Here is a 20,904-nt window from a genome sequence, read left to right as displayed (position 1 = left end):
GGCCGCATAGAGTGGCCCCCTCCGGCGACCCAGGTTGCGGGTGGCCCCTTCCGGCGTGGCCGCATAGAGGGAGTCGGCGTGTGAGCCGGCGACGCCGACCCAGGTTGAGCGAGGAAGGAAGGACGAGCCCCCAGGTTGAGCGAGGAAGGAAGGACGAGCCCCTTCCGCGCGCATCGCGCCGGCGGAAAACCATGGCCGAGCTGGACGGCACGTCGGATCCCGACGAGCCGTCCGGGCGTGGTGAGCTACGATCTCGCGGTGATCGACCTCGACTGTCCGAGGTGAGCCGTCGCGGACACGGCGGTCATGGTGCTCCCCGCCCGGGCCTGCCGGGTTGTGGACAGACGAGCCCCGCTGGCTCGCGGATCGGACACGCCACCTTCGCCCGTGCCCGCGGCGAGGGGCCACGCGACGCGGGCCACGTCCCTCCCGGTTTGCGCGAATTGCGCAACTCTGGATCCACCCGTGGCGAGCCTGCGCGTGCGGCGACGCGAGACGTGCTACATAGCAGGGATCGCGCCCGCCCCTCCGGCCCGATCCCCCCGCCGCCCCGCACAATCGATATGTCCCAGCCCCAGCCCAACAACCCGCTTCACGGCGTCACGCTCCAGAGGATCGTCGAGCACCTGGTCGCGCAGCACGGCTGGGAGAAGCTCGGGCGCATGATCGACATTCGCTGCTTCAAGTACGATCCCAGCGTCAAATCGAGCCTGCAATTCTTGCGGCGGACGCCGTGGGCCCGGCAGCAGGTGGAGGCGCTCTACCTGCGGGATGTGCAGGAGAAGGCCAAGCCCACGCCTTGACCAGCTTCATCCGCGCCGAGGGCATCGCGTATGCCGCGAGGCCCTCGTCGACCTCGCCCTCGGAGATCGCGGGCGCCCGACCCGCGCCCGCGTCGAGCCGACGTACATCGTCCGGGTGAGGGGCTGCCGAGCGTGTACGATGCTGGGGTGAACAGCTTGCGCATCGAGAGCGAGGGCGTCGCGTTCGTCCACGCGCGCCGCGCGCGCATCGCCGCGTGGGCCGTCCTGATCGGGGGCGTCGCGCTCACGGCCGCCGCGCCCGTGCTGGTCGTGCTCACGCAGTGGGCGATGGTCTGGGCCGTGCTCTTCCTCATCGGCCATCACACGTCCCCCGGGCGCACGCCCAGGCGAGGCTCCGCGCGCCCCGCCACGGTCGCGGTCGAGAAGGACGAGATCGTCGTCGCGCAGGCCGCGCGAACGACGCGGCTCCCGCGCGCGCGCCTCGAGGCCGGCTGGATCGATGGGTTCGCCGGCCAGCATCACGTGGTGTTCCGGGACCGGGGCGGAGACGCCGCGTGGATCCGGGTGCGCGGCGCGGCGGAGGCGAGCGCGCTGCTCCGGGCCGCGGGCTTCGCCGCGGATCAGCACGTCTTCTCGACGCGCCTCGTGAGCGTGGCCGCGGAGCGGCTGACCCGCGCCGAGCGCGTCGGCCTCATCTGCCTCGCCGTCTGCATGGGGTATCCGACCGCGCCCATCGCGCTGATCGCGCTGTGGAGCGGCCCGGCGGCGCTCCTCGCGGTGACGCTCGCCGTGGCGGTGCCGCTCCTCGCCTATCCGCCGCTCCGGCTCCTCGGCGCGAGGACGGCGCTCGTGGGCACGGACGGCGTCACCATCAAGGGCTTCTTTCACCGGCGCCTCATCCCCTTTGCGCTCGTCACCGGCGTGTCCGCGGACGAGCGCGGCGTCTGGCTCGCTCACCCCGGCGGCGCACGCACGCTCCTGCCGACGATGGCGCGGATGAGCAAGGGCTCCGCCGCGGCGGGGTCGGCGCCCGCGAGCCTCGCCGCGAGCACCGAGGTGCTGCTCGCACGGGTGCGCGAGGCCATGGCGGCGCGCAGCGGCCAGGGCGCCGCCGCGCGCTTCGCGGCGCTCGATCGTCGCGGTCGCGCGCTCGCGGAGTGGCGCAGCGCCCTCGGCGCGCTCGTCCGGCGCGACGGCGGCGGCGGGTACCGCCACGCGCCCCTCGACGCCGACGACCTCGCCTCCGTCGTCGAAGACGGCGCGGCTCCCGTGGAGCGCCGCATCGGCGCAGCCATGGCGCTCTCGACGGCGCCGGACCCAGGCCACCGGCACCGCATCCGCATCGCCGCCGGCGCCTGCGCCGACGACGCGCTCGGCGCCGCCCTCGAGAAGGCGGCCGAGGGGGCGCTCGCCGAGGACGACGTCGAGCGCGCCCTCCGCGCGCGCGCTCGATGACCGCTCCGCCGAAGGGGCAGCCATCACGCCATAGCCTGCGGGGTCAGGACGAGATCGCCCGTCGGCCGCCTTCACGGCGCGCCGGCCGATCCGCCTTCATGTTCAAATCCGGCCACCACCGCGAGGGGTGGATGGGTATCGGACTCTACGGCGACAGGGTGAGCGAGCCCTCGTCGAGCGCGACCTCGTAATAGCCGTGCTCGTCCCACGCGAGCGTGCGGCCTCCCTGCTTGAGCGTTCCGCCGCCCACCTTGACGCGCAGATACTTGCCCGGCGGGAAGTGGGCCGGCAGCGTCCACCTCCACGTCCTGTCGCTGCCCGACGTCATGGGCGTGACCGATGAGAGCACCTTCTGGGCGCGCCAGTAGGCGCCGATGTTGACCACGCTGTCGATCCACACGTCGCCGAGATCCTTTGTGTGCTGGACGTGATCGAGGAAGGCCCGGAGCGGTACGGGCTGATAGGCGCCGTCGCTGCCGCCGGTGAAGCCGTGCACCAGGACGGTGCGCCACCTGTTGGCGGACCGCGCGCTCGTGACCTGCTGATCGAACGTCGCCGTGGAGGCGCCGGTCGGGGGGATGAAGCAGGGCAGCGTGAACGGATCGGTCGAGTCGTTCGGGCCGATCAGGGCGTTGGCCACGCCGCGATTGATGAGGAAGCGCGTCCGCGCGATGTTCGAGTACACCGATGAGCCGTTCGGGGCCGCCATCGTCCACACCTTGACGCCGAACTTTTGCTCGATGAATTGCGTCGCGGCGTCCGTATCGGCGCCGCTGTCGTTGCTCGAGTGGCTCTTCGTGTGGTTGCCGAGCTCGTGCCCGTCCATCACCGCCCTCTGCCACACCGGATTGTTCGATTCGCTCTTGCCGGTCTGGAGGTAGAAGGTGAACGGCACGTCGAGCGCATTCAGCGCGTCGTAGTTCTGGATCTGGCTCGAGTTCGAGTCGTCGAAGGTATACGAGACGGCGCCCTGGAACCCCGCCCAGTTGAGCACGGCCAGGTTCCCGGGCGCGCCGGACGGCCTGGGCACGCCGCCGCCAGGCGGGACCGGGAGCCCCGAGCTCCCGCCCGGGGTACCGCCGCCGCCTCCCGCGCCGCCGCTGCCCCCTGCGCCGCCTGCGCCTCCTGCGCCGCCGCTGCCCCCTGCGCCGCCCGCGCCGGAGCTGGCCGAGGAGCTGCTGCTCGAAGCGCTGCTGCTGCTGCTGCTGCTGCTCGCCGAGGTCGAGCCCCCGGTCCCGCTGCTGTTGACGGACACGAGCGATGGCCTGCCGGTGCCGTTCGCGCAGAAGCCCCAGCTCGTCGTCGCTCCCGGGCTCAGCGAGCCGTTGTAGCTCTCGTTGGAGGCGATGAGCTGCTGCCCGACCGGCTCCGTTTTGCGCACCCCCCACACGTTGGTCACTGTGGAACCGTTGAGCGCGACGGTCATGCCCCAGGCGGTGATCCCGCCGGAGCTCGTGTTCTTCACGGTCACGTTCGCGCAGTACCCCGTCGACCACTGCGACTGGAGCGTGAGCTCCGCCAACACCGCGGAGTCCGCGCTGCGGAGATCGCTCTCCAGCGATTCGATCTCGTCGTCGTCGCCGTACGGGCCGCCGCTACAGGCGAGCAGGCAGCATGCGATCGCGACCGAGCCGTAGCTCAGTAAGCTGGTAAGACGCATAAATTTCTCCTTCGAGCGGCCGGATGAGCCGCAAGGTAATCGACAAGATGCTCAAGTAAGAATCTTATGTCAGCGTTTCACGCGCGAAGCGCGCAGCTCCGCGGGCACGGGTGTATGCCCGGGAAGCGAGCCTTTGATCACGAGCTGCGATGGCTAAAGATGTTATGTATACAAGATGGGCACCACGGCTGCTGTGCTCGCTGGATGTGACGAAGTATCGGCGGCGCCGACCCCGGGGGCCGGCACCTCCTCGACCAGCGCGAGATCCTCGACAGGCGTGGTGATGTCAGCTGCGGCGAGCTGGGTGCTACCGAAACCGCCGCGGTTGCCGCGAGGATTGCGATCAGTTCTACATGCTTCATCGTCGACTCCTTCTACATGGCGCGCGCGGCAGGGGTGCCACCGCGCGTGGCGATGCAAGCTGTACGCCCGTTTGGCCGGAACATTGGGTGATAGCGCCACTGTCACCATCGGGTTGAGCCCTAGGCCGCTGACCTCACGGCAGGGATCGTCGGTGATTCTGGTCCGCCCAGCGATCCCCGCCGGCGTGGATAGCGAGGGGAGTCTGGCGGGCCAGGCTCGTACGGGGCGCCTGGTGAACAATGGCATCGTCGCAGAGCGCGACCGATCGGATCAAGGCATCTTCAGAATGCGCGATAGATCGTCGACGATCCTCTTGGCGTCGCCGTCTTCGTGGTTGATGACGTGGCCCGGACGCGCACGAACGCGCCGCGCGCCGAGCGGCGCGCAAAAGACGAAAGAGCGCCTTCTGTGTCAACCGCTTTTCACATCGAACGTGAATTCGCACACCGCCGGACCGCGGCCCACCGGTCGTCGCCGGGCCGCGGTCCAACAAGGGCGCTCAGCTCGGCGCGGCGGGGGGCGACTCCCGCTCCGCCGCGGCCCGCGCCGTGGTCGTGGGCCATGTCACGCCGATACGCCGTGGCGCGATGTCCTCCGCGCCCTGGTAAGGTCAAAGGACCACGTGCGTCTCGAATCGTCCGTCTCCCGTTGTCCGTCCCCCGTCCTGGTTCCGCCAGAAGCCCGGCCATGGATGGCCGGACTTCTGCGCCGCTTCGCGGCGGCTTCGGAGAGGCAGGTGCGCGGGACGTCGCCGAGAGCATAGCCCGCGCAAAGCCATTCCGACCTGACAAGAATTTTCCGCCAACGACCGGCAGTTCACATAATGTACAAAAAGTACGACCCACTGATCCGCCTACAAAAACCAACAGATCCAACGAGTTCACTCGGCTGTGTAAATTTGTCTACACCACGCTGAGCTCCCGGTGCAGGAAGATGTTCGATGGCTTCAGGTCCCGGGGGACGATGTGGAGCGCGTGCGCTGCCGCGAGGCCCCTCGCGACGTCCCTGCCGATGGCCGCGCCGAGCTCCGGCTCGACCCGGCGCCTGCGCGCGAGCAGCTCGGCCAGCGTCTCGCCCGAGAGCAGCTGCATCACCAGGAACGGCTCGCCGCCGGCCGTCTCGACCATGTCGTAGACATCGACGACGTTCCGGTGCGCCGACCAGACGGAGCCCATGGCCCCTTCGCCGATGTTCTCGACGAGCCTGTACTTGCCGGCGATCATCCCGCCTGCGTCGACGGGTCCGTGCGACTTCAGCTTCGACATGCGCCCCTCTCGCGGCGGAGCCAGCGCGCCGTGAACGGACCGCATCGGGTCGACCGCGCCGGACGCAGCTCGACGTCCAGCGGCGTCGATCCCATGCAGGTGTCTCGCGATCGATTGCGGTCCGGTGACACGCTCGCCGCGGTGCAAACACGAGGCGTGCCGCGGGCAGCGGTGCAGCGCCATCGCAGCTTCGTGGACGCCGCGCCCGCGCTGGCCGCCGCCGCGCGCGGCCAGGTGGGCGGATAGGCGCGCTCAGGGAACGCGGCAATAGCTCGGGAAGCTCGACGGGATGCCCGACGCGTAGGGCTCGGGTCGACCCTTGTACGGATGGTCCTTCAGGAACTGCCAGCTCGACGCGGCGATGTCCGTCGGGATGCTGTGTCCGCCGCCGGTGTTGCAATCGATGGCGAAGCCGCCCTTCGCCTTGAGATCCGCCGCGAGCGCCGCGCTGGTCTGCGCGAGGTCGATCACGACCACGTCGGAGCCCGGCGCGCCGTGAACGACCATGGCGGCAGGCGGGTTGCTGGGGTCCTGGAGGCCTGGCCAGCCGTAGCCCGTCTTGCCGCCCGAGTACGTCACGATGCTCGCAATATAGCTCGAGCGCGCGTACGCCATCCACGCGCTATGCACGCCGCCCGCGCTGAACCCGAGCGCGTGAATGCGGCGCGTGTCGATGTTGCGCTGCTGGATGGCGCACGCGAGCGCCTCGTCGGCGGTGTTGAAGTCGCCCACGTACCACACGTTGTTCAACGTGGTTTTCGTACCGTCCTTTCCTCCCTGACCATCGTACGCGTTGGGCGCAAACACGACGCCGCCGCGCCTGGTGATATCGTCGATGGCCGCCTGGCCGAGGCCGGAGAACGCCTCTTGCGGGACGGAGCTCGTGGCGTGCCAGTAGATGACCACCGGAGCCGGTGTGGCGGACCTCTGGCCGGCCCACACGCGCACTTCGCGGCCGAGGAACTTCATGGTCCCGGTGGTGATCGTCGGGCACGCCTCCCGCGCGGTGGGCAGAGCGGTCGGCGCGCTTCCCGCGCCGCCTCCCGAGCCCGTGCTGCCGCCGGAGCCGCCGGCACCCCCGGAGCCGCCGGCACCGCCGGAGCCGCCGGCACCGCCGGCACCCCCGGAGCCGCCGGCACCCCCGGAGCCGCTCGTGGCGGCCCCGCCGGAGCCGCCGGAGCCGCCAGAGCCGCCGGAGCCGCTCGTGGTCGTTGCGCTGGAGCCGCTGCCCGTGCTGGTCGCGCCGGACGGCGTGCCGGCGCCGGTGACGGACACGACGATCGGGCGGGAGCTGCCAGTCCCGCAGAAGCCAAAGTCGGTGGCGCCCCCGGCGGCGATCCGCGCGTTGCGGGCGAGCGCCGTCGCGGTCAGCAGCGCGCCGCTCCTCGAGAGCTCGGCATTCCAGGAGCTGGTCACCGTCGCGTCCCGAACGTCCATGACGACGGTCCACGACGTGGTCGCGCTCGCGCTGGCGTTCGACACCGTGATCTTGGCGCAGTAGCGGTTGCCCGCGTACTGCTGGTAGTTCACCGCAGCGGACAGGCCGTTGTCGAGCGCCACCTGCGATTCGTTGCCCAGCTCGGAATCGCCGGCATCTTCCGCGATGCACGCGCCGAGCACGGCGAGCATCCCGACCAGAGCGCACCCCGATAAACGGCGATGGCCTGCGCAGCGAGCTCCGGTCTGGCGAGCGCCTGCCGAGCCGACTGGCGCCTCCCTCCTGGCCCAGCGCTGTTCACCGCTCTCGTTTCGCGAAAGCGCGCCTCGCTGGAGCGAGAGCTTCGGCCAGAGTGCAAGGTTCATGGGAATCGCCTCCGTTTTCACAATGCCAAGGCCACGCGGCTGCGCCGGGCGCTGACAGGCTCGCGACCGAAGAGCGATGCGAGCACGTGCGGTACGAGCCTGTCGAGGCGCAGCCGCGGACGCCATCCGAGAGAAGCTGGCCAACGGCCGCTGTCAGCCCATGATAGCAATCGTCGAAACGGTCGCGAAGCGAAACCGAAAATCAGGACTCGAAATTAACCACGGCTTCGTTCGAAGTTTCCGTGGTTCGTGCAAATGGTTCGCACGGTGTGAGAGATGCGCTCCGATCTGCAGCGTCGATGTTCGCTCCGCGCCCTGCTCGAGGCCAACCTTTTTGGGTGTAGATCCTTGGCGACGACAAAAGTCCGTGCGCTTTCATGGTGTTGCGCCGAAGGCGCGGTCCCTGGGACCGCGCCCCTATCACATCGACGCAGACGCCCGTCGACGTAGCCGGTGGACTTGGCCCCCCTGCGACGTTGATGCCGTGCACTTATCCGCCGGCCCAAGCGCGAAGCCGCAGCCCAGGTTCGGCCGCGAGAGGTGAAAGAATCCGGGCGCGGGCGAGGCCACATTCGACGGATTGACGATCGTATACTTCGCCACAGGTGATAATTCCGGGCGCGAAAATGCAACGCGTTGAAATTCCACGAATCTGACGTATCCATGGCCTCTGCAAGAGGCCGGTCCCGACAGGCAGGTTGGACCGGCAGGAGGACTTGGTCGTGAGCGCCGCGTACGCCGTTGCAGCAGGTCAGGACCCTTTCGAGAGCGCCCGGGAGCAGGCAGAAGCCATGGAGAAGCATCTTCGGTCATCCGAGTCGATGGAGAGCACGCATGCCGAGCTGGAGGGGTTCGTCGTCGACGAGGGGCGCGAGTACCAGCGGCGGCTCCTCCAGGCCCACCTCGAGCTTCGGGCCGAGCGCGAAAGGCCCGTGGAGGTCAAGGGCGCGGACGGCGTTCAGCGCAAGCATCGACGTCTCAGCAGCAGAGCGCTCATGTCGGTCGTCGGAGAGGTCGATGTGCCACGCGCGGCCTATCAGGCGCCGGGCGTCCCCGGTCTTCATCCGATGGATGCGGCGCTGAGCCTCCCGGACGAGCTCTACTCGCACAGCGTCCGTCGCTACGTCGCCGAGAGCGCCGCCCGCAGCTCGTTCGATGAGGTCGTTGAGGGATTGAGAAAATCGACCGGCGCCGCGGTGCCGAAGCGCCAGGTGGAGGAGCTCGCGGAGCGCGCCGCGCAGGACTTCGATGCGTTCTACTCCACCCGCGCCGTCGAAGTCGAGGACACTCAGGCGCTGCTGGTACTCAGCTTCGACGGCAAGGGGATCGCGATGCGGCGCGAAGACCTCCGACCTGCGACGCGGAAGGCTGCGGAAGCGGGGAAACACAAGCTCACGAAGCGCCTCGCCAAGGGCGAGAAGCGCAACCGGAAGCGAATGGCCGAGGTCGCCACCCTCTACACGATAGACCCCTGGGTCCGCACGCCTGACGACATCGTGAACGACTTGCGCCCTGTGCATGACGTCGCCGCGCAACGGCCGCGGCCGGTGAACAAACGGGTCTGGGCGAGCGTGGAGAAGTCATCGCGAGAGGTGATCTCGGCGGCGTTTGCTGAAGGCCTGCGTCGCGATCCGGAACGCCTTCGGCGGTGGGTGGTGCTGGTCGACGGCAACAAGGACCAGATCACCCTGGTCAAGCGCGCCGCGAAGAAGGCATGCGTCGAGATCACAATAGTCCTCGATATCATCCACGTGCTTGAATATCTCTGGAAGGCCGCGCACTGCTTCTTCGCCGACGGGACCAAGGAGGTCGAGCAGTGGGTGACGTGCCGGCTGCACGAGCTGCTCGCGGGGCGCACGGCCGGAGCCATTGCCAGCACCATCCGGCGCCATGCCAGCAGCCGCGTGGTGGACATGGGGACAGCGGTGACGCTCGATACCTGCATCGGCTACCTCGTGAAGCATCGGACGCTCTTGCACTACGATCGCGCGCTCGCAGCGGGGCTGCCCATCGCCACGGGGGTGATCGAGGGCGCATGCCGCCATCTCGTCAAGGATCGCATGGACCGCACCGGGGCTCGCTGGTCGCTCCAAGGCGCAGAGGCGGTGCTGCGCCTCCGCTCGCTGCGCTCGAGCGGCGACTTCGAAGCCTACTGGGCGTTCCACCTGCAGCAGGAGCATGACCGAACGCACCGTGCACGTTATGCAGGAGGCGATGTCCCCTCACCGCTGCCGCCGCCTCGACCCAAACTGCGCCGGGTGAAATGAGCAAAACGCCCTCGTTCCAGAAGAGCCGCACCCAACCTTTTTCTGCTCTTCCTTCTGCGATTTTGCGCGCCCTGATGTTTTGCCGCTCATCGGAGCGCATGGTGACCGAGCGCCTGGTTCACCCTGGTGCGCGCCACGCATCGAGACGCTCATGGCGCCGCTCGGCTGCTTGTCGGTCTCACCACACGTGCGTCTGTATGTGTTCCGATGAACATCGGTCCGTCGCTTTGCTGCCTTTTGCGGCCGACCGCTGGCGATTCGCGGTGGCGAGACCGACTGAGCTTCTTGCCGGAGGCGAAGCTCGTGGCGCGGCGTGGGGGAGGGCCGATCGTGAGTAAACATGAACAAGATGGAAAGCGGTAGGCCGCCTGAGGAGGGGCTGGTGGCGCGGTGTGGGGGAGGGCCGATGTCCGACGGGCATCGACATGAACAAGATGGAAGGCGGTAGGCCCCTGGGGAGGGGGCTCGTGGCGCGGTGTGGGGAGGATAGCCAGCGCAAAGCCATTCTGACCTATCAAGAAATTTTCAGAATTTCTGAAATGACGAGACGGGGCTGGTGGAAATGTCAATAATTTCAGTGACTTCTGACCGATTTACAGCCGGGCGAGCCTTGGGCATGGCCCAACGCGGACCCAACGAACGACCTGTAGCCGCCGCCTCCCCCGTGTGGACGGGGAGGCGGCGTCGTCGACCGCGCCTGTCGCTTGGCCGGGCAGCGCGGGGGCAACGGACGAGCTCCGGGCCGATGAGTTCAAGCGAACACGATTCAAGGCGCGCCTCCAGCGCGTCGCCGAGTTCAGGCGGCACGGCGCGCCGAAGCTGAAGGATGAATTTCTGCGCTACCTCCACGAGCGCGATGCCTCTTTCCTCCACACGCTCGAAGGTCACGGTGAGGAGAGGAAAGGGCTCCAGGCCCGGCAGGTCGATCCCTCTCCCGATTACAGTCCGCTCGTGCACAAGCAGCTCGACAACTTTGTGTTCAAGCCGTTCGAGGTCTACGCGCTGCGCGCTGGCTGAGCGTCGAGCGCCGACCGACCCTGCGAGTTCCCCACGTCACGGCTGCGGCGCCTCAAGCCCGGAGCCATGCGCAATCGACGCCACTGGCGATGAGTCCGATGCGTCCACCAAAGTGGGTGAGGATGCGGCCGGGGGTGAGAGAAAGAGAGGCAAAACGATTCGCTGGTGCCCGCATCGAGCAGCCTCTCGGTCAGCGTCCAGATCTGAACGATACACCGCCCGGTGCGCTCGATGTACCATTCCATGACGCCCGTATCCGGGCGGTCCGGGCTGAAGAGCGTCGCCATCCACTCGTCCAGGCTCATCGCGACCTGACCCGCGTTGACACCGGGTGAGCGCGCGCTGACCACTCACGACGTCAGCGAGCTGGCGCGAGTTGCAGGGTCCGTGCGCGCCTGTGCGGCTTGCTGTTCCGGCATGATGGAGCGAGCGTGCCTCATGTCGAGAGGATCCCCGCCTCGGGGGCGATCGCACGGAGAGCTGCCGGTGCGCCCCGACGTCCTGGTGCTCGGCGGCGGCCCTGCCGGCGCTTCCGCCGCGATCGCCCTGCGTCGCCGTGGCATCTCGGCGCTCGTCGTCGAGCGTGCCGAGGGGCCGGGCGTGCGGATCGGCGAGCAGCTCGAGCAAGGTGCCCGGGTCGTCCTGGGCGCGGACGCGCGCCGAGACGCGCTCGAACTCCGCCTCGGTGGCGACGTCATCGGGCCGCTGCGCGGGCACACCGAGCGCGTCTACAAGGTAGCGTTCAGCCCGGATGGCCGCTGCCTCGCCTCGGCGAGCGAGGACCAGACGGTGAGGGTCTGGGACGTCGCTGCCTGCCGGGAGGTGCGCACGTTTCGCGGACACACCCAGGCCGTCAACCACGTTGTGTTCAGCCCCGACGGGCGCCGGCTCGCCTCCGCCAGCGATGATGGGACGAATCAAGGTCTGGGAGGCGGCGCCGCGCTGAGATCGAGGCGCAGGAGGACGGCTGCATGGCAGGGGCAGGCGCGGGCGCGCTCCCGCACAAGCGGCTGCGCGACGGTGCGCCGGGGCTCCCGCGAGACGATTGCCGTCCGCACGGGGCGGTGCTCAGCTCCGGGTATGCGATGGCGTATGGCTTGTGTGGGGCTGTGTGGGACTTTGCTGCTCGGAGGCGCAGGGTGTGGCGGTGATGGGGAGCCGCCGGCCGCGTCTGGCGCGGGCGGCGCAGGTGCAGGCGGCACGGGCGCGGGTGCAGGCGGCACGGGCGCGGGTGGGGGCAGCACGAGCGCGGGGGGAACAGGCGCGGGCGGCGCGGGGGGAACGGGCGCGGGCGGCGCGGGGGGAACGGGCGCGGGTGGCGAGGGGGGCTGTGCGCCGACGCCGATCACGACGGTGGTGTGCGCCGATCTCACGGACATGACAGGACAGTGGTCCGCGTTTGCAGAGGACGGCGCGACCACGTCGATCACGCAGCCGGACGGCGGGGTGAACGGCACGTTCGTGCAGGCGGACACGCAGGCTGCCTTCGCGTTTCACCTGCGCTTCGAGCCGGAGTCCCCTGTCGACGCGAGCGCCGCGGCGTCGTTGCAGCTCGCGGTGCGCGCGAACAACACGAGCGGCTTCGGGTGGCAGATCAACTCGCCCGTGCTCGTCGTCGAGGACCAGGACGGGGCACAGCGGATCTACACGCCGGGGTCGGTCCTCCTGCCGGTCGATGGAATCGCGTGGCGCCTGCTCTCGGTGCCGGTCGCGGGAGGCGACGGGTGGACGGTGGAGGGCCCCGCGATCGACATGGCGCGCGTGTCCGCCATCGAGATCCGCACCGATACATGGGACGCGGGCTTCTCGCTGTCGGTGGACGCGCTCTCGTTCAAGCAGGAAGGGGAAAGTTGCGCCGTGTCGTGCCCGTCGGGCTGCTCCGGCCGCGGCGCGTGCGAACCTCTGTCGCTCGGCTGCTCGTGCGAGCTCGGGGCGACGGGGCCCGATTGCGGCGAGTGCGCCGAGGGCTTCGTCGAGAAGGACGGCGCCTGTGCCCTGCAGGACGACGGCGTCCATGCGGAGTGGCCCAATCCCACGAGCCGCGCCAACAGCGATCCGTGGATCGCAGCGCACCACGACGAGATCGAGGTGCTGAGGCCGCGGCTCCTGGTGCTGCACTTCCCGAACCCGTCGGACCCCGCCACGTCCACGATCGTGTCCGACGTCGTCGCCGGCTTCGCCGACGGCTCGCGGTTCCATGCCTACAGGGACGCCGAGGCGGCCCCGCAGCTCGTCTACCAGATCGACAAGGTGGTCGATCTGCGCGACGGCGTGAACGGCCGGCCGCCGGCGCCGCCCGACTATCCCTACGAGAACAGCACGCTGTACCCGCGCAAGAGCACGCCGGACGGCCTGGTGCTCGATTACGGGGCGTTCTTCTCCGAGGAGTTCGCCGAGCTCTACGGGTATTCAGATCCCGACGATCCGGGGCAGTTCCTGGACCTCTGCGCGCTCCTGGATCGCGGGCTCGTGCACGAGGTCTGGATGGTCGGGTCGGGCGACGTGCCGGACGCTCCGGCGTTCGAGGTGCTGGAGAACAAGCAGCGTTACACAGCGTCGGGCACCAGGATCGCGGGCGCGTTCGAGAGGTGCGCCGGCAACGGCTGCTTCGAGCCGGACGTGCCCTTCTGCGGCCGCAGCGTGCGTATCGGCTTCGTCAACTACACGCGTGGCCCGGGCTGCTACATGCACTCGCAGGGGCACGGCCTGGAGTCGGCCGCGGCGCATGGCGTGGCGCCGGGGCTCTCGGAGTGGTTCGCGCCGTTCGCCGCCTTCGACCTCGACAGGAAATATGGGCTGCCGTTCTCCAGCCTGTACGGCCTCGACTGCACGACGCCGCCTTGCGTGGAGCTCCCCGGCCCCACGGACGCGGTCTTCACGGCCGGCGACCAGACGTTCGAGGTCGAGCCGTACGACGCGGTCTGCGGCAATGTCCACTTCCCGCCCAATGGCCGCTCTCATTACGATTACGCGCCTTCCGACGAGGTGATGTCGTCGTGCGCCGCGTTCGGCGAGAACGGCCTGGCGTGCGGCGTCGACGAGACGGAGGCGGTCACGCAGGAGACGTGGGCCGCCTACGAGGCGCTGCACGGCGACTGCGGCGGCGGGTTCTTGACGTGGTGGTACCAGTCCATGCCCGCGTTCGGCGCCGCGAAGACGTTCGCGGACGGCCGCCGGATGAAGAGCGTGTGGCCGTACCTGTTCTACTGAGCGCTCGCGGCCGGACCGAGACGGATTCGCCAGGTTCGTCGATCTCGACCTTCAGTCACATTCGTACTTCCACATGCAGACGCCCTGCTCGTCCGTGATGCCGGACCCGTGGTATTGGTGCCAGCACGTCATTCCATTCGGGCACGTGGCGTTCTCGTCGCAGGGCAACGAGCAGATCGCGTTGCACGCGGGCCTGGCGGTTCCGCTCTGCGGCTGCGGGCAGTCCTCCGCCGATTCGCACTCGTAGATGCAGAGCGCCGCCACATCGCACCACATCGATCCATCGTCTTGTCTCTCGGTCACGCTCGACACCATGCATGCGCGCTCCGCGCCGCCCGGTCCGGGATCCGGGCAAAGGGTGGGGAGGAAGTCCTCGCCCCCGGGGGCAACGCAGACAGCCCACGGCCCTTCGGTAGCCCCCTCGACGGAGGTCGCCAGGTGAACTTGGACGATCGGATCGACATGGGTGTCGACGCACGCCGCCTGCGCGGACGCGAGGGCCATCGACGAGCCAAGAGCCCAGAGCTTCGTCACCGTGATCTTCATTGGGTCCTCCACGCGGGGCGCCGAGGCGCCCGGCGTCAAGATGTGCTGCGCTGAGGTCACGGCAGCTGCCCTTTTCGGCTCATGGCAGCACGACCTCCACCCCGAGAGAGGCGCCCAGGAACGGCCGACCCCACGACTCGGTCGCACGACCTGCGGCGTCGATCACGACGCGCGGCACCCCGATCCCGGCAAGCAGGTGCTCGCTGATTCGCAGGCGTGGAATCGGCGCGAACGAGAGCCCCGCGCGCAGGTATGGCGCGAGCGCGAAGGCGTCCTTCGACGCGCCGACGTACTCGGGCGAGCGGCCTTCGCCCTCGACGTGCAGCCAGGCGGCGGCGAGCCCCGCGCCGACCGAAGGCAGCCACGCGGAGTCGGTGGGGCCGAGCGGGACGCGCACCCCCAGGGCGGCAAGAGCCACCCGCGCGCGCCGCGTGCCCTCCTTGCCCTCGCGGCTCACGCCGGCGAGCGGGATCTGGACGAAGGTGGAGAGCCCCAGTCGAGACCCGATCATCGCGTACCCCGACACGTCCAGCATCGGGGAGGCGGGCAGGCCGCCTGCGCTCCACAGCACCGCGGGCGCCGCCCCGACGCCGAATGTCGTCGATACGCTTCGGGTCGCGCCTGGCCTGGATGGCGGAGAAGGGGGCGCGTGGGAGGTGCCGTCGGCTCGCGGGCGCGCGGCGGCGACGGGCGCAGGCTGGGCCGGCGGCGGTCGCTGCGCATCGGCGGCGGCGCGGGCCGCCGGATCGGCTTCGACCGCGCCCCGCGCCGGATGGGGCGAGCGCACCTCCAGGAGGATCGCGCGCAGAAGCTCCACCGCGCGAATGGCGACCGTGGGGGCATCGTGGGCCATCACGGTGCGCTGGATCGATTGGGCCGTCGCACCATGGGCGATCGAGACACCGACTCCACCCGGCACGTCCGTCACGCGGATCACCGCCGCCGCTCCGGCCTCGCGCGCGCTCGTCTCGATGGGCCTGTGTGAGGGCGGATCGGCGTCGCCCCGCACGACCATTACCGTGAATCCGAGCGTGGCGAGCTCGGCGTAGACGCGGGCCATGATGGGGTCCGTCCGGCGATCGGCGATCAGGACGACCTTCGGGCGCGGAGGCTCCGGCGGAGGCTCCGGTGGTGCCGCGCGCGCCTCGGATGCGACGAGGAGGCAGAGCCCGAGCTTCCAGGCTCCGCCGTGCGTCGCGCGCGCCGGCCTTCGAGATCGCACTCACTCCTCCTCGAGGAGACTCTTGGCGTGCGCGGCGTGGGGCCCCGCCGGATAGCGCGCCAGGTAGCGGCGCGCGGCCTCGCGGGCCCCGCTGGCCGAGCCTGTCAACTCCCGGCATTCGATGACTCTCCCGAGCGCTTCCTGCGCGAAGGATCCGCCCGGTTGCTCCGCGAGGTACACGCCGAACCAACGCTCGGCCTCGGCGTACGATCGCCGCTGATCGAACGCCATCCGGCCGAGATGGAAGGCGGCCGTCGCCGCCTCGCCCGAGCCCGCGAATCGGCTCCGCGTCACGGTGAGCGCTGCCGCGGCGCGCGCCGGCTTCCCGGAGAAGCGCGCGACGTCGGCGAGCATCAGCAGATCCGCCGCGCTCGCGCGGGCAACGAGCCCGTCGAAGCCCTCGGCCTCGGCCGCCGTCATGGCCTCTTTGTACTCGTCGGCGGCCACGAGGTCGCGCCAGCTCGGCCGGCGCGGGGAGGCGTCCGCGGCCTTCGGGACGATCGCTCTGTCGCCGGTCGCCGCGGGGGCCGGCCCGGAGGCCGCCGGAGCGATGGGCGTGGAAGACGGCGGAGGCGGGGCGCCGGCGCGCGGTTCCCCGCGTGTGAGCTCGAAGCGCCGCTGCTGGCAGAAGACCTCGAGCGTCTCTCCCGCAGAGACGGTGCGCCGCCCTCCCACGAGCGGCCCCGACACGGATACCGATCCTTCCCGCAGCACCAGCTTGAGCTCCTCTCGCACCGGGGACCAGCTCAGCTCGAAGCGCGTGCCGGTCACCAGCACGTCGAACGGGCCGACGTTGAAGCTCCAGGTGCTCGTCGCGGTGTGGGTCACCGTCGCCGTGAGCCGGCCGCCTTCCAGCAGCACCCGCGCCCCACGAGCGTCGGCGGCCACCACGCGCGCCCGGGCGTTCGCGTCCAGCGCGAGCGACGTGCCGTCCGAAAAGCGGACCGGCAGAGGAGCGTCCGCGGTGGCGGCGATCCACGTCCCGACCTGCCCTTGCGCCGATCCGACCGCGAACGAGAGCGACGCAGACGATGGGAGCAGGACGAGGAGCAGCACCGCACAAGCTCCTGCCAGCGTCACGAAGGCTGCGGGCGCGATCCACCGAGGACGCGAGGGCCCGAGCCGGGCAGCCCCGGGATGGGTGGATCCGCCGGCCGCGCTCGCCAGGAATCGTTCGCGCGCACCCTCGAGATCCAGCGCCGCGAGCTCCTCATCCTGGGCGCGGCCGAGCTCACGAAGACGATCGAGCGAGGGACGATCGCTCATGATGAGCCTCATTTCAGCCACTCTTCGAGGGCGGGTTGGTCCCGCGCCGCCGCGAGGAAGTTGGCCTCCGCGCGGGCCAGCCTTCGCTTGATGGTCGCGAGCGAGACGCCGCACGCGTCGGCGATCTCTTTGAGATCCATCCCCTCGATGCGCCGCAATGCGAACGCGATGCGCTCGTCGGCCGGGAGCCGCTCCAGCGCGCGATAGGTCGCGCGCAGCGCCTCGTGCGCTTCGCCTTCGTACGGGCGCTCCACGACGGGTGGGAGATCGTCGGGGGCGAAGAAGAGGAGCCATTTCCGGCGCGCGCGCCGCTGGATACAGGTCCGCGCCGTGAACACGGCGACCGACGTGATCCACGCCTTCAGCGCGGCCGGATCGCGCAGGGTGTCGAGGGAGGACAGCGCGCGGACGAAGGCGTCGTGATGAGCGTCGGAGAGGTCGTGACGGCCGCCGAGCAGCCGGCCGAGGACGCGGAGCACGTGCCCGGAGAAGCGCTCGTGGAAGGCGGAGAGCGCGGCGGGATGCCTCGCGCGGAGACCCTCCACGAGCGCCTCGTCGCTCGCATAGGCGACCACGCCGAGCCTGCGAGGGGGGGCAAGAGCTGGGGCGCGCATCACCATGATCGTAGGGCTCCGCTGGAAATGACCGAACGCCTGATGCCGCCTCGTGAGCCGACCGGACCCTTAAGTCACGGCAGCGTCGCAAGACGGCTCACCGCTCGCGCGGCACCTCCAGGAGGGCCACGGCGGCCCCCGCCCGGGGTCGGCCCTGGCCGCCGCGAAAGGGCGGCAGCGAGCGCCGTCTCCCACCAGCCGACGACGGGGATCCTCCTGAGCGCCGTCGTCGGGAGCGGCGCCTGGATCGAGCCGCCGCATTCGGCCCGAGATGGCGCGGACCCTCATCGGTCTGGGCGTGGCGTTCGAGCGGCCCGTCGTGCGCGGCAACCTGCAGAGTGGCATCGCGTTCGCGATGGAGCGCGGCTGAAACCGGTCACCGGCAGAACGAGATCGGCGACATCGTATTATCGTATTACCGCGGAGAGATCCCCGCGATCCCGCAGGCGAGCTCGGAGAGCACCGTCACGGCCGCGCCGTATCCGCCCGCGTCGTCGGAGCTCGCGTTGCCCTGAAGGCTCCGCTTGTAGACGCCCTGGGCGATCGCGGCGAGGCGGAAGATGCCGAAGGCCATGAAGTACGGCCACGCCGCGATGCCATCGCGACCGGAGAGCTCGCAGTAGGAGGCGACCATCTCGTCCTCGGTCGGGATCCCGAGCGACGCGACGTCGACCCCGGCGAGGCCGCCGCGACCGGGAAGGTTGATGTGATAGCCCATGCAGGCATACGCGAGATCGCTCACCGGATGTCCAAGCGTCGAGAGCTCCCAGTCGAGCGTCGCGACCGCTTCGGGGGGAGAGCCGGACGAAAAGACGAGGTTGTCGATCCGGTAGTCGCCGTGGACGAGCGTTGTCTCGTCGTTCGCGGGGACGTTCGCGGCGAGCCAGCGCATCAGCGCCTCCATCGCCGGCACCTCGCCCGTGCGCGAGGCCTCGTACTGCTTCGACCAGCGGTCGACCTGCCGCGCGGCGAAGCCGCCCACCTTGCCATAGTCCGCGAGCCCCACGGCGGCGTGGTCGACGCGATGGAGCGCCGCGAGGACACGGATGTACTCTGCGTAGATCGCGCGGCGCTCTCCGGCGGTCCCGAGCTCGGGCAGGGTCGGATCCCAGAAGATCCGCCCGGCGGCGTACCGCATGATGAAGAACGGCGTGCCGAGCACCGAGGCGTCCTCGCAGAGGGCGAGCGCGTCCGGAACGGGCACCTCCGTGTCGCGGAGAGCGCGCATGACCCGGTATTCCCGCTCGACGGCGTGTGCGGAGGGAAGGAGCTTGCCGGGCGGCTTCTTTCGCAGGACGAGCTCGAGATCTCCGTCGACCCCGCCGCCGACGCCCACCCAGTAGGTCGGGTTCGACTGACCGCCTTTGAACTGGGCGACGGTCACGGTGCCTCCCGCGCAGCCCTCGACGTGCTCGGTGAGCCAGCGACCGAGGGCCGCTTCGTCGATCCGGTGCGCCTCGCGGGGCGCGCGTGTGTTGGTCGGCGGAGTGAGGGCCATCGCGCGCCCGAACCTATCACGCAGCCCTCCGGCCTCCTATACTGCCGCCGTGACGATCTCCTTTGATCTGCCCCCCGAGCTGGCCGAGCTCCGCGGCCGAGTGCGCGCGTTCGTCGACGCGCACGTCATCCCGAGCGAGACTTCGATCCTCGAGGAGGATCGCGCGCGACGGAAGGACACGCTGACGGCGCTCCGCGGGCGCGCGCGGGCCGAAGGGCTCTTCGTTCCGCACCTGCCGGCGGAGCACGGCGGGCTGGGGCTCGGCATCATGGGCATGTGCGCGCTCTTTCGCGAGATGGGCCGCTCTCCGCTCGGCGCGGCCTGCTTCAACTGCGATGCGCCGGATCAGGGCAACATGGACCTCCTGCTCAAGACGGCCTCGCCCGCGATCCGCGCCAGGTACCTCGCGCCGCTCGCTCGGGCCGAGATCACGAGCGGCTTCTCGATGACCGAGCCCGCCCCCGGCGCCGGCGCCGATCCGTCGAACCTGCGCACGAAGGCGACCCGGGTCGACGGCGGGTGGGTGGTTGACGGCCACAAGTGGTACACGACAGGCGGCGGCGACGCGGCGTTCCTCATCGTGATGGCGCGGACATCCGACGATCCTCGCACCGGCGCGACGATGTTCGTCGTCGATCGTCACGCCGAGGGCGTCGAGCACGTGCGCGACATCCCCGTGATGAGCCCGCCGATGCTCGCGCACCGCGAGGCCGAGCTCCGCTTCCACGCTGTACGCGTCGGCGACGACGCGGTCCTCGGCGGCGTCGGCCAGGGCTTCCTCCTCGCGCAGCGGCGCCTCGTACCGGCGCGCCTCACGCACTGCATGCGCTGGCTCGGCTGGGCCGACCGCGCGCTCGCGATGTGCCGCGAGTACGTCCTCACGCGGGAGAGCTTCGGCAAGGCGCTCGCGCACCACCAGATGATCCAGAAGAAGATCGCCGACGCGGCGTCGGGCATCCACGCCGGCAACCTGATGACGCTGCACTGCGCGGCGATGCTCGAGCAAGGCAGGGAGAAGGAGGCGCGACCCTACTCGTCGATGGCGAAGAACCACGTCGCGCGGCTCCTCTGCCAGGTGCTCGATGACGCGATCCAGATGCACGGCTCGCTCGGATACAGCGAGGACATGCCGTTCTCGCTCTGGTACCGCTTCGCCCGCGCCGCTCGAATCGCCGACGGCCCGGACGAGGTCCACGACGTCGTCGTCGCGCGTGACTTCCTGCGAGGCGCGTTGACGACGCTGATCTGAGAGGGGACCGCCTCGCGGGCCGTCGCGTCGTTCGTTTCATTGCCGTCAGGGGACCCTGGCGCGCGAGGCCCGGGAGCCCTCGTCGCGATCTTGCCGCCGCACCGAGCTCGGCGGCAACCCCGAGAATCGCTTGAAGGCGCGGCTGAAGGCCGCTTCGGAGTCGTAGCCGAGCCGCACGGCCGCCTCGGCGACGGTCACGCGGTCGTCGCGCAGCCAGCCGCTCGCGACGTGCGCGCTGATGACCAACCCACAGATGACCGGCTCGGTGCTGGAGATCACGGGCGGCGAGACGCTCGTCGATGGTCTGTAGCGGCGTGCGGGGGCTCACCGGCCGGGCCGGACCGGGGTTGACCGGGGCCGACCTGACCGGACCCGACCCGGGTTGAGGTGCCCGGATCCGACCCGGGTTGAGGTGCCCGGATCCGACCCGGGTTGAGGTGCCCGGACCCGACCCGGGTTGAGGTGCCCGGACCCGACCCGGGTTGAGGTGCTCGGACCCGACCCGGGTTGAGGCGACCGGACCCGACTCGGGTTGAGGTGCCCGGAGGTGACCGGACCCGACCCGGGTTGAGGTGCCCCGGACCCGACCCGGGTTGAGGTGACCGGACCCGACCCGGGTTGAGGTGCCCCGGACCCGACCCGGGTTGAGGTGAACCTAGGTGAACCCACATCAGCCGATCACAACAGCACAGTTGCAAAATTCCT

General features: G+C 70.0%; 15 protein-coding genes. 6 read left to right on the top strand and 9 right to left on the bottom strand.

Going from position 1 to position 20,904, the window contains the following annotated elements:
* The first annotated feature begins 563 nt into the window (after positions 1 to 563).
* Both WMF17_RS25315 and WMF17_RS25310 read left to right on the top strand, forming a co-directional pair.
* Positions 564 to 803: a VF530 family DNA-binding protein gene (locus tag WMF17_RS25315; protein WP_437595714.1), complete on the top strand. Its 240-nt coding sequence runs from the start codon at positions 564 to 566 to the stop codon at positions 801 to 803.
* A 147-nt stretch (positions 804 to 950) separates the two neighbouring features.
* Positions 951 to 2,219, top strand: a complete 1,269-nt coding sequence (locus tag WMF17_RS25310) for a PH domain-containing protein (RefSeq protein WP_437643676.1) — start codon at positions 951 to 953, stop codon at positions 2,217 to 2,219.
* A 145-nt stretch (positions 2,220 to 2,364) separates the two neighbouring features.
* Here WMF17_RS25310 and WMF17_RS25305 read toward each other — a convergent pair whose 3' ends face one another.
* The 3 genes from WMF17_RS25305 to WMF17_RS25295 form a co-directional block, all read right to left on the bottom strand.
* Entirely contained in the window at positions 2,365 to 3,879 is a 1,515-nt protein-coding gene (locus WMF17_RS25305; protein WP_437595712.1) for a cellulose binding domain-containing protein, read from the bottom strand.
* Between the two features lie 1,265 nt (positions 3,880 to 5,144).
* Positions 5,145 to 5,507, bottom strand: coding sequence for a protein kinase domain-containing protein (locus tag WMF17_RS25300; protein WP_437595710.1), 363 nt, complete (start codon positions 5,505 to 5,507; stop codon positions 5,145 to 5,147).
* 252 nt (positions 5,508 to 5,759) lie between these two features.
* Positions 5,760 to 7,310 carry a cellulose binding domain-containing protein gene (locus WMF17_RS25295; protein ID WP_437643674.1) on the bottom strand — a complete coding sequence of 517 codons (1,551 nt, stop codon included), beginning with the start codon at positions 7,308 to 7,310 and terminating at the stop codon, positions 5,760 to 5,762.
* Positions 7,311 to 8,032: 722 nt separating this feature from the next.
* On the opposite strand from WMF17_RS25295, the gene WMF17_RS25290 reads away from it, so the two are divergent.
* The 3 genes from WMF17_RS25290 (at position 8,033) to WMF17_RS25280 (ending at position 13,804) form a co-directional block, all read left to right on the top strand.
* Complete coding sequence (locus WMF17_RS25290) at positions 8,033 to 9,577, top strand: ISKra4 family transposase (protein ID WP_437643636.1); 1,545 nt, start codon at positions 8,033 to 8,035, stop codon at positions 9,575 to 9,577.
* Positions 9,578 to 10,243: 666 nt separating this feature from the next.
* Positions 10,244 to 10,594 carry a hypothetical protein gene (locus WMF17_RS25285; RefSeq protein ID WP_437595708.1) on the top strand — a complete coding sequence of 117 codons (351 nt, stop codon included), beginning with the start codon at positions 10,244 to 10,246 and terminating at the stop codon, positions 10,592 to 10,594.
* 486 nt (positions 10,595 to 11,080) lie between these two features.
* The gene (locus WMF17_RS25280) at positions 11,081 to 13,804 is read left to right on the top strand and encodes an NAD(P)-binding protein (RefSeq protein WP_437643672.1); all 2,724 of its coding nucleotides are present in this window, start codon (positions 11,081 to 11,083) and stop codon (positions 13,802 to 13,804) included.
* A 51-nt stretch (positions 13,805 to 13,855) separates the two neighbouring features.
* On the opposite strand, the gene WMF17_RS25275 is transcribed toward WMF17_RS25280, so the two are convergent.
* The 5 genes from WMF17_RS25275 to WMF17_RS25255 form a co-directional block, all read right to left on the bottom strand.
* The gene (locus WMF17_RS25275; RefSeq protein WP_437643670.1) at positions 13,856 to 14,410 is read right to left on the bottom strand and encodes a hypothetical protein; all 555 of its coding nucleotides are present in this window, start codon (positions 14,408 to 14,410) and stop codon (positions 13,856 to 13,858) included.
* A gap of 19 nt (positions 14,411 to 14,429) precedes the next feature.
* Positions 14,430 to 15,410, bottom strand: coding sequence for a hypothetical protein (locus tag WMF17_RS25270; RefSeq protein WP_437595705.1), 981 nt, complete (start codon positions 15,408 to 15,410; stop codon positions 14,430 to 14,432).
* Between the two features lie 162 nt (positions 15,411 to 15,572).
* The gene (locus tag WMF17_RS25265; protein ID WP_437643669.1) at positions 15,573 to 16,838 is read right to left on the bottom strand and encodes a FecR domain-containing protein; all 1,266 of its coding nucleotides are present in this window, start codon (positions 16,836 to 16,838) and stop codon (positions 15,573 to 15,575) included.
* An 8-nt stretch (positions 16,839 to 16,846) separates the two neighbouring features.
* The gene (locus WMF17_RS25260; RefSeq protein WP_437643667.1) at positions 16,847 to 17,452 is read right to left on the bottom strand and encodes an RNA polymerase sigma factor; all 606 of its coding nucleotides are present in this window, start codon (positions 17,450 to 17,452) and stop codon (positions 16,847 to 16,849) included.
* A 415-nt stretch (positions 17,453 to 17,867) separates the two neighbouring features.
* A complete protein-coding gene (locus tag WMF17_RS25255) occupies positions 17,868 to 18,950 on the bottom strand; it encodes a phosphotransferase (RefSeq protein WP_437643665.1) in 1,083 nt (360 codons plus the stop codon).
* Between the two features lie 49 nt (positions 18,951 to 18,999).
* On the opposite strand from WMF17_RS25255, the gene WMF17_RS25250 reads away from it, so the two are divergent.
* A complete protein-coding gene (locus tag WMF17_RS25250; RefSeq protein ID WP_437595701.1) occupies positions 19,000 to 20,199 on the top strand; it encodes an acyl-CoA dehydrogenase family protein in 1,200 nt (399 codons plus the stop codon).
* A gap of 45 nt (positions 20,200 to 20,244) precedes the next feature.
* Here the strand turns inward: WMF17_RS25250 and WMF17_RS25245 are convergent, their stop codons facing one another.
* On the bottom strand, positions 20,245 to 20,478 hold the full coding sequence (locus WMF17_RS25245) for a helix-turn-helix domain-containing protein (protein ID WP_437643663.1): 234 nt from the start codon (positions 20,476 to 20,478) through the stop codon (positions 20,245 to 20,247).
* Positions 20,479 to 20,904 lie beyond the last annotated feature (426 nt).

It is taken from the genome of Sorangium sp. So ce362, from assembly GCF_051519845.1.
Lineage (GTDB): Bacteria > Myxococcota_A > Polyangia > Polyangiales > Polyangiaceae > Sorangium.
The sequence above is the reverse complement of the archived record's forward strand: the minus strand, read 5'-3'. Positions and strand labels throughout refer to the sequence as shown.

Bases quoted from the DNA above. Each gene is read 5' to 3' on its own strand.
- WMF17_RS25305 (WP_437595712.1), bottom strand. From the start codon at position 3,879: ATGCGTCTTACCAGCTTACTGAGCTACGGCTCGGTCGCGATCGCATGC.
- WMF17_RS25295 (WP_437643674.1), bottom strand. From the start codon at position 7,310: ATGAACCTTGCACTCTGGCCGAAGCTCTCGCTCCAGCGAGGCGCGCTT.
- WMF17_RS25255 (WP_437643665.1), bottom strand. From the start codon at position 18,950: ATGGCCCTCACTCCGCCGACCAACACACGCGCGCCCCGCGAGGCGCAC.
- WMF17_RS25270 (WP_437595705.1), bottom strand. From the start codon at position 15,410: ATGGCCCGCGTCTACGCCGAGCTCGCCACGCTCGGATTCACGGTAATG.
- WMF17_RS25300 (WP_437595710.1), bottom strand. From the start codon at position 5,507: ATGTCGAAGCTGAAGTCGCACGGACCCGTCGACGCAGGCGGGATGATC.
- WMF17_RS25265 (WP_437643669.1), bottom strand. From the start codon at position 16,838: ATGAGCGATCGTCCCTCGCTCGATCGTCTTCGTGAGCTCGGCCGCGCC.
- WMF17_RS25315 (WP_437595714.1), top strand. From the start codon at position 564: ATGTCCCAGCCCCAGCCCAACAACCCGCTTCACGGCGTCACGCTCCAG.
- WMF17_RS25260 (WP_437643667.1), bottom strand. From the start codon at position 17,452: ATGCGCGCCCCAGCTCTTGCCCCCCCTCGCAGGCTCGGCGTGGTCGCC.